The organism is Pedobacter sp. AC163 (assembly GCF_979258665.1).
Genome location: NZ_OZ409872.1, coordinates 1794655 through 1807340, shown reverse-complemented (window position 1 = coordinate 1807340; position 12686 = coordinate 1794655). Strand labels below are relative to the sequence as shown.

The window sequence follows — 12686 nt, the reverse complement described above, 5'->3', positions numbered from 1 at the left end:
TTATATAGATAAAACTTCAGTCATTTCCATTAAATCCGGTTCCAGTTTGAAGCTGTGTGCCGTTAAAGCTTCTGCAATGCTGGTTAATTTTATTTCATTGCCTTTTAAGCCAACCATTTGCTCGGTTTCTCCAGCAATTAGAGCATTAACTGCCGCAAATCCTAGTCTGCTGCCCAAAATTCTATCAAAACTACTCGGACTTCCGCCACGTTGCAAATGGCCGAGTATGGTTACTTTGGTATCGTAATGATCAAACGTTTCCTTCACTTTTTTGGCAATATCATAAGCACCACCTTGCTTGTGTCCTTCGGCAACAATAACAATACTCGATGATTTTTTTGTTGCAGCGCCCAAAGCGAGTTTATCAATCAATTCGGTTACGCTGGTTTCTCTCTCTGGTAATAAAACCGCTTCTGCACCACTGGCTATCGAGCTTCTTAAAGCAATACAGCCGGAATCTCTTCCCATTACTTCAATAAAAAATAAGCGGTCGTGTGCATCTGCAGTATCCCGAATTTTGTCGATTGCTTCTATAACGGTATTAATGGCAGTATCATATCCTAAGGTAAAATCCGAACCCACTAAGTCGTTATCAATAGTACCAGGAATACCGATTACTTTAACGCCGAAAGTTTCTGAAAACCTCTTGGCACCTGTAAAAGTTCCATCGCCCCCAATAACCACTAATCCATCGATATTATTTTTCTTTAAGTTATTATAAGCTATTTGTTGTCCTTCCTCAGTTTTAAATTCAAGGCAACGTGCGGTCTTTAAAATAGTTCCGCCCAAGTGTAAAATATTGCTTACAGATCGGGCATCCATTGGTTTTATATTATCGGTTATCAGTCCTTGATATCCTTGCATAACACCAAACATGTTAATGCCATGATATATTCCGGTACGAACAACAGCTCTGATTGCGGCATTCATTCCTGGGGCATCGCCACCAGAAGTAAGTACAGCTATATTTTTAATATTTGGCTCCATCTATGATACGAATATAGTGTGTAATTTTTACACTAAGTAATTTTTTTTATTTTTTTTACTTAATATTGAAAGTCATACCTTTATCTGCTTAAAATAACTAAATTTTACCTTGGAACAAATTTTACCTCATTTAGATTCAGTATTCTCGATAGATTGCGTTTTGTTTGGATTTGATGGAAAGGAATTAAAAATCCTTCTCATTGAAAGGAATGAAGAACCATTTAAAGATTGGTGGGCACTGCCCGGTAACATTGTTGGTGCCGATGAAAGTTTAGATCAATCAGCCTCTAGAATTTTATACGAACTTACAGGTCTCCGTGGCATTTACATGGAGCAATATTATGCTTTTGGCGATCCTAATAGGCACCCGCAGGGTAGGGTAATTACCTTAGCCTATTATGCACTTATTCGTTTAGGTGGCGATAAAGAACTTCGCCCGATCAGTACTTATGCCAAAAGGGCAAACTGGTTACCCATTACCGATTTGCCAAAACTAGCTTTCGATCACCAAAAAATCTACGATAAAGGTTTAGAAAAAATCAAGAGGAGAATTAAACATCAACCAATTGCTTTCGAGCTTTTGCCAGAGAAGTTTACCTTAACGCAATTGCAGCATGTTTATGAGCTGGTATTGGGTAAAAAGCTTGATAAAAGAAATTTCAGGAAGAAAATTGTAAGTTTTGGTGTGTTGAAGGAACTTGACGAAAAACAAAAAGGGGTTTCTTACCGAGCAGCTACCTTATATCGGTTTGATAAAAGAAAGTACGCTAAACTTTTTGGGAAAGAGATATCTTTTTAAGTTAAAAGTTAAAAGTTGAAAGACAAAGTGTGAATAGAGCGCTTTTAACAAATAAGCCAGATTTGAAATTTCAAATCTGGCTTATTTGTTTTATAAAGAAGGACTTAAGACTTCAGTCTTAACACTCCCAACTCCAAACTATTTTTTTGGAGCTAGTTCTAAGTGATAATGCACTAAATCATCTATAGGAGAGCGGATTATTTTTCCAACACCCATTTCGTATCTATCAGCCACAATACTTAAAATATCGCGGAAGCTATAACCTACAGATCCTACGCAGTTCAGTTTGTGATCTTTATAGTTTGGATAGTGAATAACCAATGCTTCAAAAAACGAGGTAAAAGCATAATCGATTGTGCTAAATGCATAATCTTCATAATTATCTTTAAAATCGTATAAAAATTTACTAAAGCTGGCGCAGAAACGATTTGGCAACGGCTTGTTGTAAATATTATCGAAAATATCCTCATTTGTTAAAGCATAGTTATCATAAAATGCTTCACGTAATCCTTTTGGCATGTAACCTTTCATGTAATCACCCAAAATGCGCTTACCGATAAAAGAACCACTTCCTTCATCTCCTAAAAAGTAACCTAATGAGTCGATGTTCAATGTAATGTCTGTTCCATCGTATAGACATGAATTGGTTCCCGTACCTAAAATAGCAGCAAATCCTGGCTCGTTTCCTAGAAGTGCTCTGCAAGAGGCAAGTAAATCATGACCAACAAAAATCTCGGCATTAGTAAAAACCTGTTTCATGGCATCAGCCACAATTTTTACATTACCCGGGGTAGAACATCCAGCACCATAATAGTAAACTCCTGTTAATTTTTCTCTTTCCAAGTGGTCTGGAAGAGTTTCATTCAAAGACTTTACAATGTATTCTCCTTTGGAAAAATATGGATTGTAACCCTCGGTGTTAAAGTAAATTTTTCTGCCGGCCTCGTTAATCAAGCACCAATTTGTTTTGGTTGATCCACCGTCTGCAATTACTATCATTTTATTTATTTTTGGTTTTAGCACGATAAAAGTATAAAAACTCTTATATTTTGTATCTTTTTTTTTAATAATTTTTTAACAATTTGTTGTTGTTTAAAATTAAGTGTGTAAAAAATACACTATATACAGTGCTTAATGGCCTAAAAACCTTAAAATTATACCAGAAAAGGCATTGGTCTTTTTTCTTAACCGTAAAAAAATATTTACATTTCATACAAAAATGAAGAGCAGATTTTTAGATTTTAGAAGTGATACAGTAACAAAGCCAACCGCTGGGATGCTAGAGGCGATGATGAGTGCCAAAGTTGGCGACGATGTTTTCGAAGAAGATGAAACCGTATCCGCACTCGAGCAGAAATTGGCATTGATGTTTAATATGGAGTCAGGCCTATTTTGTCCATCCGGAACAATGACGAACCAAATTGCTATTAAATGTTTTACGCAACCAATGGATGAGGTAATTTGTGATCAAACCGCTCACGTTTATCGATATGAGATAGGTGGCATTGCCTATCATTCGGGCGCATCGGTGAGGTTACTTTATGGCGATCGGGGTATTCTTACGCCTGAATTGATTGAGCCAGAAATAAACGAAGATAATATTCACTACCCAAATTCGAGCCTGGTGGTTCTGGAAAATACGGTCAACAAGGGAGGTGGGAAATGCTATACTTTGGATCAAATTGCGCCGATCCATCACTTATGTAACATAAAAGGACTAAAGCTGCATTTAGATGGTGCCCGGGTTTTCAATGCACTTGTAGCCACTGGCGACAAAGCAAGTGCCTATGGAAAATATTTTGACGGCATATCAATCTGTTTATCAAAAGGTTTGGGTGCACCTGTAGGATCATTATTATTGGGATCAAAGGATATGATTACCAAAGCCCGGAAAATCAGGAAAGCTTTTGGTGGAGGTATGCGCCAGGCAGGGTTTTTAGCTGCTGCAGGTATTTATGCGCTTGATCATCATGTAGAAAGATTGAAGGAAGATCATGATCATGCGAAAGCATTGGCGGGCGCCTTAGCAAGAACGAGTTATGTTAAATCGATTATGCCTGTAGAAACCAATATTTTGATTTTTGAAGTAGCGAAAGGATCGGCTCAAAAGATCGTTGATCAGTTGAAAGAAAAAGGCCTTCACTGCAATACCACAAGTGCAAGCACCATTAGGTTGGTAACACATTTGGACCTTAATCAATCGATGATTGATGAGGCTATCGAAATAATTTTACATTTGTAATAACAGATTGATTCTTCTTTAAGGATACTGAAAAAATAACTTAATAAACTCTAGCCAGATGTCGATACCAGATAAAGAACAGCTTAAAATATCCAAACTCCTTATCGCCAATCGTGGAGAAATCGCTTTGCGAATTATGCGTTCGGCAAAGGAAATGGGAATAAAAACGGTTGCTGTTTTTTCAGAAGCTGATCGCAATGCATTACATGTTCGCTATGCAGATGAAGCAATTTTTATCGGACCTGCACCGTCTAACCAAAGCTATTTGGTAGGTGCAAAAATTATCGAGGCCTGTAAAGAAACAGGAGCTGATGCTATTCATCCTGGTTATGGTTTCCTTTCTGAAAATGCAGGTTTTGCACAACAGGTGGCCGATGCGGGGTTAATATTGGTTGGCCCTTCAGCGAAAGCAATGGAAATTATGGGAAACAAGTTATCGGCAAAGGCGGCAGCGCTTAAGTATAATATCCCAATGGTTCCTGGTACAGAAGAGGCCATAAAAGATGTTTCGGAGGCTAAATCAAGAGCAGTCGAAGTTGGTTTTCCGATTTTAATTAAGGCTGCTGCGGGTGGTGGGGGCAAAGGCATGCGAATTGTAGAGTCTGTAGATGCTTTTGAAGAACAAATGCAGTTGGCCGTAAGTGAAGCTACCTCAGCTTTTGGAGATGGAGCAGTTTTTATAGAAAGATATGTTACCTCACCAAGGCATATCGAGATTCAAGTATTGGGCGATGAGCATGGTAATATCGTTCATCTTTTCGAGCGTGAGTGCTCAGTTCAAAGGAGACATCAGAAGGTGGTAGAAGAAGCGCCGTCATCCGTGCTAACTCCCGAAATTAGAGAAAAGATGGGAAAATGTGCGGTAGATGTTGCTCGATCTGTAAATTATACCGGTGCAGGAACGGTTGAGTTTATTTTGGATGAAAACCTCGATTTTTTCTTCTTGGAAATGAACACCCGTTTGCAAGTAGAGCATCCGGTTACAGAATTGATCACTGGAATAGATTTAGTAAAAGAACAGATAAAAATCGCATCGGGCGAAGCCCTTAGTTTTAATCAGGAAGATTTAAAAATAAACGGGCATGCAGTTGAATTGCGTGTGTATGCCGAAGATCCTAACAATAATTTTTTACCAGATATTGGTACGCTGCAAACGTACAAAACCCCAAAAGGCAATGGTGTAAGGGTAGATGATGGCTTTGAACAAGGCATGGAGATACCGATTTATTACGACCCGATGATTGCAAAACTAATTACTTTTGGAAAAGATAGGGAAGAAGCTATCCAAAGAATGATCAGGGCAATTGACGAATATGATATTACTGGGATCGAAACTACTTTGGGTTTTGGTAAATTTGTAATGCAGCATGAAGCGTTTAGAACTGGAGATTTTGATACTCACTTTGTTGGCAAATACTTTAATGCCGAAAGCCTTAAAAGCGCCGACGAGACAGAAGCCTTGATAGCAGCCCTGGTTGCAGTCAGGCTTTTTGACAATAAGAAAGAGGCTAAAAAGTTGGATAGCACAGTTGCAGAATCCTCCAATTGGAGAAAAAATAGAATTAAACTTTAAGTAATGTTTACTGGAATTATAGAAAACCTGGGCGAAGTAAAAGCCATCAAAACCGATCACACTAATATTCATTTCACTATTTCTTCGTCTATTAGCCACGAGCTCAAAATCGACCAAAGTGTTGCACACAATGGGGTTTGTCTTACCGTTGTAGGCTTAACTGAAGATACACATACTGTTACTGCAATTGATGAAACTTTGAGTAAAACCAACCTCAGTTATTTAAAGGTAGGGAGCAAAATTAACCTGGAGCGTTGTATGCAAATGAATGCCCGTTTGGATGGGCATATCGTTCAAGGCCATGTAGATCAGACTGCCGTTTGCGTGAAACGCGAAGAGTTGGATGGCAGTTGGGAGTATCGGTTTAAATATGATGCCTCTGCCGGAAATGTAACTGTTGAAAAAGGTTCTGCCTGCGTAAATGGAATTAGTTTAACAGTTGTTAACTCTCAAGCCGATGAATTTTCTGTTTTCATCATCCCCTACACTTTTGAACATACTAATTTACATCAGGTTGAAGTTGGCGATACCGTAAATTTGGAGTTCGATATTATTGGTAAATATGTTGCTCGTTTAATGGCAAACAAGTAGAAACATAGAGGATTAAAAGTAATATTTTAGTTAGTAAGCTTGGCCTTGGTTATTTAAACCAAGTCTTTTCTTTTATGCATAACTGTACAGGACAGTTAGCCTTGATTTAATGCGGATTATAGTATTACCAAAGCCAAATTTAAATAATTTCAATATGAGCCTATCCATACTGTTTTCTCGCCTTTTTATTGTTTTTACAGTTCTTGTTTTTTCTGTTGCCGAAGGGTTTTCTCAAAAAATCGTCGTACAAAATTTAACTGTTGAGCATTTAGTAAATCCTTTTAGCTTAGATAATTCCAAACCAAGGTTTAGTTGGAAGATGCAATCAGCTATTAAAAATACATTGCAAACCAGCTACGAAATAAGGGTAGGGAAAAGCGAAGCGATTGACAAGAGTAGAGTTTGGACTTCAACTAAAAAGAGTGATCAATCTGTACTAGTAACTTACGCTGGTCCTGATCTGGAATCGAAAACAAAATATTTTTGGCAGGTGAGGGTGAAAGACAATCATGGGAATGCATCGAAATGGTCGCAAGTGCAATGGTTTCAAATGGGTTTAACGGAAAGAGATTGGGTTGCTAATTGGATAACTGTTGATGGTAAAGATACTTCGTTAGCGAGCCCAATGCTTAGAAAGGAATTTAATATTCGCAAGAAAGTAAAAACAGCTACCGCTTATATTACAGCCAAAGGTTTATATGAAGCTCGATTAAATGGCCAGCGAATAAGCGACCACTATTTTGCACCAGGGTGGACGAGTTATCAGGATCATTTACAATATCAGGTTTATGATTTAACCAAGTTTGTAAAAACAGGTTTAAATGCTTTTGGTGTTACTTTAGGCGATGGTTGGTATAAAGGTAGAATAGGTTTCGCAGGGCAAAGTAAGTTTTACGGTGATACCAGGGCCTTACTTTTTCAATTAGAAGTTGTTTATGCGGATGGAACCAAAGAAATTTTTATCACGGATGATACTTGGAAAACTTCCAATGGACCGATTTTATCATCAGATATTTATAATGGAGAAACTTACGATGCTCGAAAAGAGCAAGCTGGATGGGATCATGTAGGTTTCAAAGAGAACGCACTATGGAAAGCGACAAAAATTCTTCCTAAAGATAAAGTAAAATTGGTGGGGATGAGTGGTCCTCCCGTGAGGAAACATGAAATCTTTAAACCGATTAAAATTTTCAAAACGCCACTGGGAGAGACCGTGGTAGATTTCGGACAGAACATGGTGGGTTGGGTAATATTAAAAGCCAAAGGAACAGCAGGCACAAAAATAACGCTAAACCATGCCGAGGTATTGGATAAAGCAGGCAATTTCTATACCACCAACTTGCGTTCAGCGAAGCAATCGAACGAATATATTCTTAAAGATAATTTAGCACAAAGTTTTGAGCCACATTTTACTTTCCAAGGGTTTCGGTATGTAAAAATTGATGGCTATCCTGGAGAATTAACTACGGATGCACTCACAGCAGTAGCCATATATTCAGACATGAAACAAACGGGCAATTTTACCAGTTCGAATACAATGTTAAATCAGTTGCAGCATAATATCCAATGGGGACAAAAAGGAAATTTTGTTGATGTTCCTACCGATTGTCCACAAAGAGATGAACGTTTGGGTTGGACTGGCGATGCACAAGCTTTTGCAACCACAGCAGCTTACAACATGGATGTTGCCGGATTTTTTACCAAGTGGATGAAAGATGTTTCGGCAGATCAATTGGAAAATGGAAGTGTGCCGTATGTAGTACCAAATGTGCTTAATAAACGCGATGCGGGGTCGGCAGGCTGGGCTGATGTAGCAACGATAATTCCCTGGGATATGTATGTTGCCTATGGCGATAAAGGAATTTTAACCGCTCAATATACCAGTATGAAAAAGTGGGTAAATTATATTTCATCGGTAGCTAAAAATGATTTATGGAACTCGGGTTCGCACTTCGGCGATTGGTTGTTTTATCGGCCAAATGATGATAATGATGGCCGTGCAGCCGTAACGGATAAGTATATGATTGCACAAACATTTTACGCACACTCTACGCAACTGCTTATCAACGCAGCAAAAGTTTTGGGAAAAACCGATGATGTAAATCAATATGAAGCGCTACTGAAAAGAATTAAGCAAGCTTATGTAAATGAAAACATGACTGCAAATGGCAAGTTGGCTTCGAATACGCAAACGGCCTATGTTTTGGCTTTGCAATTCGATATGTTACCAGAAGAAAACCGGAAACAAGCGGCAGAAAGATTGGTGCAGAATATTAAAGATTATGGTAACCATTTAACCACAGGTTTTTTAGGAACACCGTATTTATGCCATGTATTAAGTCGTTTTGGTTATGATAACGTAGCTTACGATTTATTGATGCAAGAAGGTTATCCTTCATGGTTATATCCAGTAAAAATGGGTGCTACTACCATTTGGGAAAGATGGGACGGTATTAAACAAGATGGATCTTTTCAAACACCAGATATGAATTCTTTCAATCATTATGCATATGGTGCCATTGGCGATTGGATGTACAAAAATATAACAGGCATAAATCCTGTTGCAGAAAATCCTGGTTATAAGGAGGTATTAATTGCTCCAAAACCTGGTGGTAAATTATCGAGCGCAGCTGCAGAACTGGAAACGGTTTATGGTTTGGTAAAATCATCGTGGACATTAGAAAATGGTATTTTTAAATTAGACGTAACTATTCCGGCTAACTCAACGGCTACTGTAATATTGCCGAAAACCGATAAAAAGGAAAAAATTGGATCAGGAAATTATCATTTTGAATACAGATATTAATGCTTTAATATTGCAGGCTGTTGCTTCATAAACGATAATTTCGATTGTAGCAGCAGTATAAATTTAATATGTATAGCAAAGAAGAGGCAGCGAGGTTAAGGCAACAATTTTGGATCAGCTTTGGGCAGTATATGAAACCTGTTCCATCGGCAAGCGGATCTACTGTACATTGGGTGAATTACAAAACTGGTGTAAAAAACATCTTCTTTAAAATGGATGTGACCAACAACCAAGCGATTATTGCCATTCAGCTTACCCATTCCGATCCCGACATCAGGCATTTGATTTTCGAACAGTTTGAAGAATTTAAACTGATGTTTACTAATACCATGAATGAGGAATGGGATTGGGCAAAGGATTTTACCGACGATTATGGCAAAACGGTAAGTCAAATTTATACTTCATTAACCGCTGTAAGTGTTTTCAACCAACAGCATTGGCCAGATCTTATTTCCTTCTTTAAACCTCGTATTATTGCTTTAGATGAATTTTGGGATCATGTAAAGCCGGTCTTCGAAGATCTTATTTAGTTAAATCCATTTGCTCAATCCTTGCCTGTGCAAATTTAATTTCCTGCCCGTCTATCTTAACATCGGGTTTGCTTTTTAAATAAAGTTTATAATAATTTTTGGCTGTTTTAACCTGTTTTAATTTTGTATCATACAGTATCGCAAGGCGATAATACAAAGTAGGGTTGGTATCAAAAAAAAGCCCTTTTTTATAAGCAGCATTTGCCAATGAGTATTGCTGGTTCTCTTCGTAAGCCAAACCTAATAGTGCGTAATAGTTAGGGATATTGGGCGAAATGCCCTCCTCAATTGTTTTCCTAGCATAAATTGCTGCCATTTTAAAGTTTTTTAAATAGCGATAACATAGCGTTGTAAAGTATAAAGTGTTTTCATTTTGCATCTGCATTTTCTCCAATTGGGTAAACAACGCAACTGCTTTATCATATTTTTTGGTGAAGTAATAAGCTTTTGCCACATCTTTTATCACTGCAGCGTCTGGTCCAATCTTTAATAGTGCTTCGCCCGCAACAATTACCTCATCATATTTTTTCAGATAATTAGCTATTGGCAGTTTCGTTCTCTGTAAAACAAAATTTTCATTATCGGCTTTAATCGCAACATTTAAAACCTCGTAAGCTTTTCCGTAATCTTGATATAAGGCATGAACTTCTGCCAGATCTACGGCAACATCGCCATCAGTAGGCATGAGTTTATTTGCCTTTAATAAATAAACACGCTTTAACGAGTCTTTATTAGAGTTGTACAGGTTAGCCAAAAGCTTGTAAACGATAAAATTATTGCTATCAATTTCCACAATTTCGCCATAATACTGTTTTGCTTTATCGGTATTGCCTCTTCGGTTATTAATGCTGGCCAGATTAAAAAGGATAGGCAAACTTTTAGATTGCAGTGAATTGGCCTTTAAATAATATTTTTCTGCCTCCACATTATTACCTGCCATCAAAAAACAATAACCCATTTGAGTTAAGGCTTTCAAGTCGTCGGTATTTTCACCGTAATTCTGTTTAAGGTATTCCGCAGCTTCCGCATAACGTTGATTTTGATAGAAATCAAATAGTTTGTCTTTATCTAACGCCAGTTGTTGACCGAAAACAATGATATTAAACATCAATCCGACAGCAACCAAAATAAATTTTTTCATACTTGAAAAGTTTTAAACTAATTTATTAGTTGTTTTTTGTAATTCCAAATAAATTGAATAAAAACAAAATGGACAGGTAGGGGTTTATTAGGAAACAGTATAAAATCAAAAGCTATGAATACTTTAAAGAAGTTTGAATTAATGGAAAAGATTGTGCGTGAACTTGAGGATTTACAAAATTCGCAACAGGCACTTATTCAAAAGATCGGTAAAATTGAAGTTGATAATATTGAACTTGGCGATACAAGGTTAGAAAAAGATGCTGGTGATATGCATCAGAGACTGGCAGACAATTTGGATACGATTGTATCTATTTTAGACTACTTCGCTAACAAAACAGAAAATTTTGGCAATAAAAACAATGTTGACGCTTTGAAAGAACAAGAAGCTATTAACAACGCAACAAGCTAAGAACTCTAAATCATCCCTATTATGAAATTTTTATCTTTAACAGCAGCATTCTTAATGGTATGCTTTTTTGCAAGTGCGCAAATTTTACCCTCATTTCAGTTTGGTTTAAAAGCAGGAGCTAACTTTTCCAAGTTTGATTCGGAGAATACTTTTAGCAGTGATAACCGTGCTGGATTTTATGGCGGAGTTTGGGCCAGGATTGGTGCAGCGGGAATCCATTTTCAACCAGAACTGTATTTATCGGGCAAGAAAGCTGATTTAATTAGCGATGCAACGGGAGAGGTAAACAAAGTTCGCTTCACAAGCTTAGATGTGCCTTTGTTAGTAGGTACAAAGTTCGGCGCTGCTGGTATTGGCGTTAGATTAAACACCGGGCCAATGTTCTCTTTAATTATTGATGAAAACCAGAGTTTCGGTCAAGCTGCGGGAAGCGTATTTAGAGCCGATTTTAAAAATCAGGCTTTGGCTTGGCAATTTGGAGCTGGAGTAGATATAAAGAAGCTTAGTTTGGAAGCGAGGTACGAACTTGGTTTGTCAAAAATTAACAAATCAGGTTATCCAGGAACGAAGTTAAATTTGTTTACTGTAGGCCTTGGTTACAGATTATTCTAGTAAAAAGCATCCCATGTAAGAAAGCAAATCGAAAGATTTGCTTTTTTTTATTCCGGTTTTTCTGTATCCACTTCTGTTAACTCGTAAGCGTAAGAGCCATTTTTTGGAATAATCGGTGTTTCTCGACCAATGCTTAAAGCCTTTATGTAAGATGCTCCGAAGTAAAAAATCAAGGAAGAATAAAATACAAACAGCATAATTACAATGAGCGACCCTGCAGAGCCATAAATGTTACTGATGTTGCTTAGCGGCAACAAAATGCGTAAAATGTATTTTCCTGCAGTAAATAAGCAGCCTGTAAGTAAACCACCAGACAATGCCGCTTTCCATGTTGGCCTTCCATTGGTTAAATACCGAAACAGCATGGTAAACCAGGTTGTAACGATAATTACAAATACAATCTGATTTAAAATTGAAGTTAAAATCAATCCGAATGAAGGTGAATTGGTTTTTAAATAAGCACCTATAATGGCTTGAACACTATCGGCAAGTAGGCCGATAAAAAAAGAATGCCCGCCAATAGGATAATAATCATAGAAATTGCCCGAGACTTTAAAGTACTTAAAACTCCTTTTTTGTCTTTCTGCCCTATGTTCCAAATTTGTTCCAGCGAATTTTTGATCACGTTGAAAAGAGTAGTGGCCACGAAAAGAAAAAAAATAAAGCTGAAAAGCGTAATATACCAGGCTTGATCTACTCCCCGAATGTTTCTCAAGGTTGATCTGATTTGTTGGATACTGTCATCATCAAGAATGTTTGCCAAACGCTCAAATAGGTTAGTTGCCAACATTCGTCTATCGGTAAACATCCCAAACAACCTAATTAAAATAATCAAAATAGGAGGGAGCGCAAAGTTGGTGAAAAATGCGGTTGCTCCTGCTAAACGTAATGGGTCGTTTTTTTGAAACAAAGAAAAAGCATTTCTAGCAGTAGCAAAAAAGAACTTAAAATCCAGGTTGATTTTTAATGGCATTGTTTCAATATAAAAACTAAA

At 37.4% G+C, this 12686-nt stretch carries 11 protein-coding genes and 1 pseudogene; 8 read left to right on the top strand and 4 right to left on the bottom strand.

Going from position 1 to position 12686, the window contains the following annotated elements; genetic code table 11:
- Complete coding sequence (gene pfkA / locus ACZZZK_RS07660) at positions 1–987, bottom strand: 6-phosphofructokinase (RefSeq protein WP_463483627.1); 987 nt, start codon at positions 985–987, stop codon at positions 1–3.
- Between the two features lie 109 nt (positions 988–1096).
- On the opposite strand from pfkA, the gene ACZZZK_RS07655 reads away from it, so the two are divergent.
- Entirely contained in the window at positions 1097–1786 is a 690-nt protein-coding gene (locus ACZZZK_RS07655) for an NUDIX hydrolase (RefSeq protein WP_056851726.1), read from the top strand.
- Positions 1787–1924: 138 nt separating this feature from the next.
- Here the strand turns inward: ACZZZK_RS07655 and ACZZZK_RS07650 are convergent, their stop codons facing one another.
- Positions 1925–2785, bottom strand: a complete 861-nt coding sequence (locus ACZZZK_RS07650) for an N-acetylglucosamine kinase (protein WP_463483626.1) — start codon at positions 2783–2785, stop codon at positions 1925–1927.
- Between the two features lie 220 nt (positions 2786–3005).
- Here ACZZZK_RS07650 and ACZZZK_RS07645 point away from each other — a divergent pair, with 220 nt between their 5' ends.
- The 5 genes from ACZZZK_RS07645 (at position 3006) to ACZZZK_RS07625 (ending at position 9528) form a co-directional block, all read left to right on the top strand.
- Positions 3006–4028 carry a threonine aldolase family protein gene (locus ACZZZK_RS07645; protein WP_463483625.1) on the top strand — a complete coding sequence of 341 codons (1023 nt, stop codon included), beginning with the start codon at positions 3006–3008 and terminating at the stop codon, positions 4026–4028.
- 58 nt (positions 4029–4086) lie between these two features.
- The gene (accC, locus tag ACZZZK_RS07640) at positions 4087–5601 is read left to right on the top strand and encodes an acetyl-CoA carboxylase biotin carboxylase subunit (RefSeq protein WP_463483624.1); all 1515 of its coding nucleotides are present in this window, start codon (positions 4087–4089) and stop codon (positions 5599–5601) included.
- Positions 5602–5604: 3 nt separating this feature from the next.
- Positions 5605–6192, top strand: a complete 588-nt coding sequence (locus tag ACZZZK_RS07635) for a riboflavin synthase (RefSeq protein WP_463483623.1) — start codon at positions 5605–5607, stop codon at positions 6190–6192.
- 154 nt (positions 6193–6346) lie between these two features.
- The gene (locus tag ACZZZK_RS07630) at positions 6347–8998 is read left to right on the top strand and encodes a family 78 glycoside hydrolase catalytic domain (protein WP_463483622.1); all 2652 of its coding nucleotides are present in this window, start codon (positions 6347–6349) and stop codon (positions 8996–8998) included.
- Positions 8999–9066: 68 nt separating this feature from the next.
- Positions 9067–9528 (top strand): DUF4268 domain-containing protein, encoded by a 462-nt coding sequence (locus tag ACZZZK_RS07625; RefSeq protein ID WP_463483621.1) that lies wholly within the window; start codon positions 9067–9069, stop codon positions 9526–9528.
- On the opposite strand, the gene ACZZZK_RS07620 is transcribed toward ACZZZK_RS07625, so the two are convergent.
- Positions 9521–10669 carry a tetratricopeptide repeat protein gene (locus ACZZZK_RS07620; protein WP_463483620.1) on the bottom strand — a complete coding sequence of 383 codons (1149 nt, stop codon included), beginning with the start codon at positions 10667–10669 and terminating at the stop codon, positions 9521–9523. The two genes, ACZZZK_RS07625 and ACZZZK_RS07620, sit on opposite strands and share 8 nt — an antisense overlap.
- A 114-nt stretch (positions 10670–10783) precedes the next feature.
- Here ACZZZK_RS07620 and ACZZZK_RS07615 point away from each other — a divergent pair, with 114 nt between their 5' ends.
- Positions 10784–11080, top strand: coding sequence for a hypothetical protein (locus ACZZZK_RS07615; RefSeq protein ID WP_056851817.1), 297 nt, complete (start codon positions 10784–10786; stop codon positions 11078–11080).
- Positions 11081–11101: 21 nt separating this feature from the next.
- The gene (locus ACZZZK_RS07610) at positions 11102–11692 is read left to right on the top strand and encodes a porin family protein (RefSeq protein ID WP_463483619.1); all 591 of its coding nucleotides are present in this window, start codon (positions 11102–11104) and stop codon (positions 11690–11692) included.
- 47 nt (positions 11693–11739) lie between these two features.
- Here the strand turns inward: ACZZZK_RS07610 and ACZZZK_RS07605 are convergent.
- Positions 11740–12665, bottom strand: a pseudogene (locus ACZZZK_RS07605) (YihY/virulence factor BrkB family protein).
- Positions 12666–12686: the final 21 nt, after the last annotated feature.

What these genes read in the sequence shown, in the direction of transcription:
- ACZZZK_RS07630 (WP_463483622.1), top strand. Translation starts at nt 6,347, where the DNA reads ATGAGCCTATCCATACTGTTTTCTCGCCTTTTTATTGTTTTTACAGTT.
- ACZZZK_RS07610 (WP_463483619.1), top strand. Translation starts at nt 11,102, where the DNA reads ATGAAATTTTTATCTTTAACAGCAGCATTCTTAATGGTATGCTTTTTT.
- ACZZZK_RS07645 (WP_463483625.1), top strand. Translation starts at nt 3,006, where the DNA reads ATGAAGAGCAGATTTTTAGATTTTAGAAGTGATACAGTAACAAAGCCA.
- ACZZZK_RS07635 (WP_463483623.1), top strand. Translation starts at nt 5,605, where the DNA reads ATGTTTACTGGAATTATAGAAAACCTGGGCGAAGTAAAAGCCATCAAA.
- accC (WP_463483624.1), top strand. Translation starts at nt 4,087, where the DNA reads ATGTCGATACCAGATAAAGAACAGCTTAAAATATCCAAACTCCTTATC.
- pfkA (WP_463483627.1), bottom strand. Translation starts at nt 987, where the DNA reads ATGGAGCCAAATATTAAAAATATAGCTGTACTTACTTCTGGTGGCGAT.
- ACZZZK_RS07615 (WP_056851817.1), top strand. Translation starts at nt 10,784, where the DNA reads ATGAATACTTTAAAGAAGTTTGAATTAATGGAAAAGATTGTGCGTGAA.
- ACZZZK_RS07650 (WP_463483626.1), bottom strand. Translation starts at nt 2,785, where the DNA reads ATGATAGTAATTGCAGACGGTGGATCAACCAAAACAAATTGGTGCTTG.
- ACZZZK_RS07625 (WP_463483621.1), top strand. Translation starts at nt 9,067, where the DNA reads ATGTATAGCAAAGAAGAGGCAGCGAGGTTAAGGCAACAATTTTGGATC.
- ACZZZK_RS07620 (WP_463483620.1), bottom strand. Translation starts at nt 10,669, where the DNA reads ATGAAAAAATTTATTTTGGTTGCTGTCGGATTGATGTTTAATATCATT.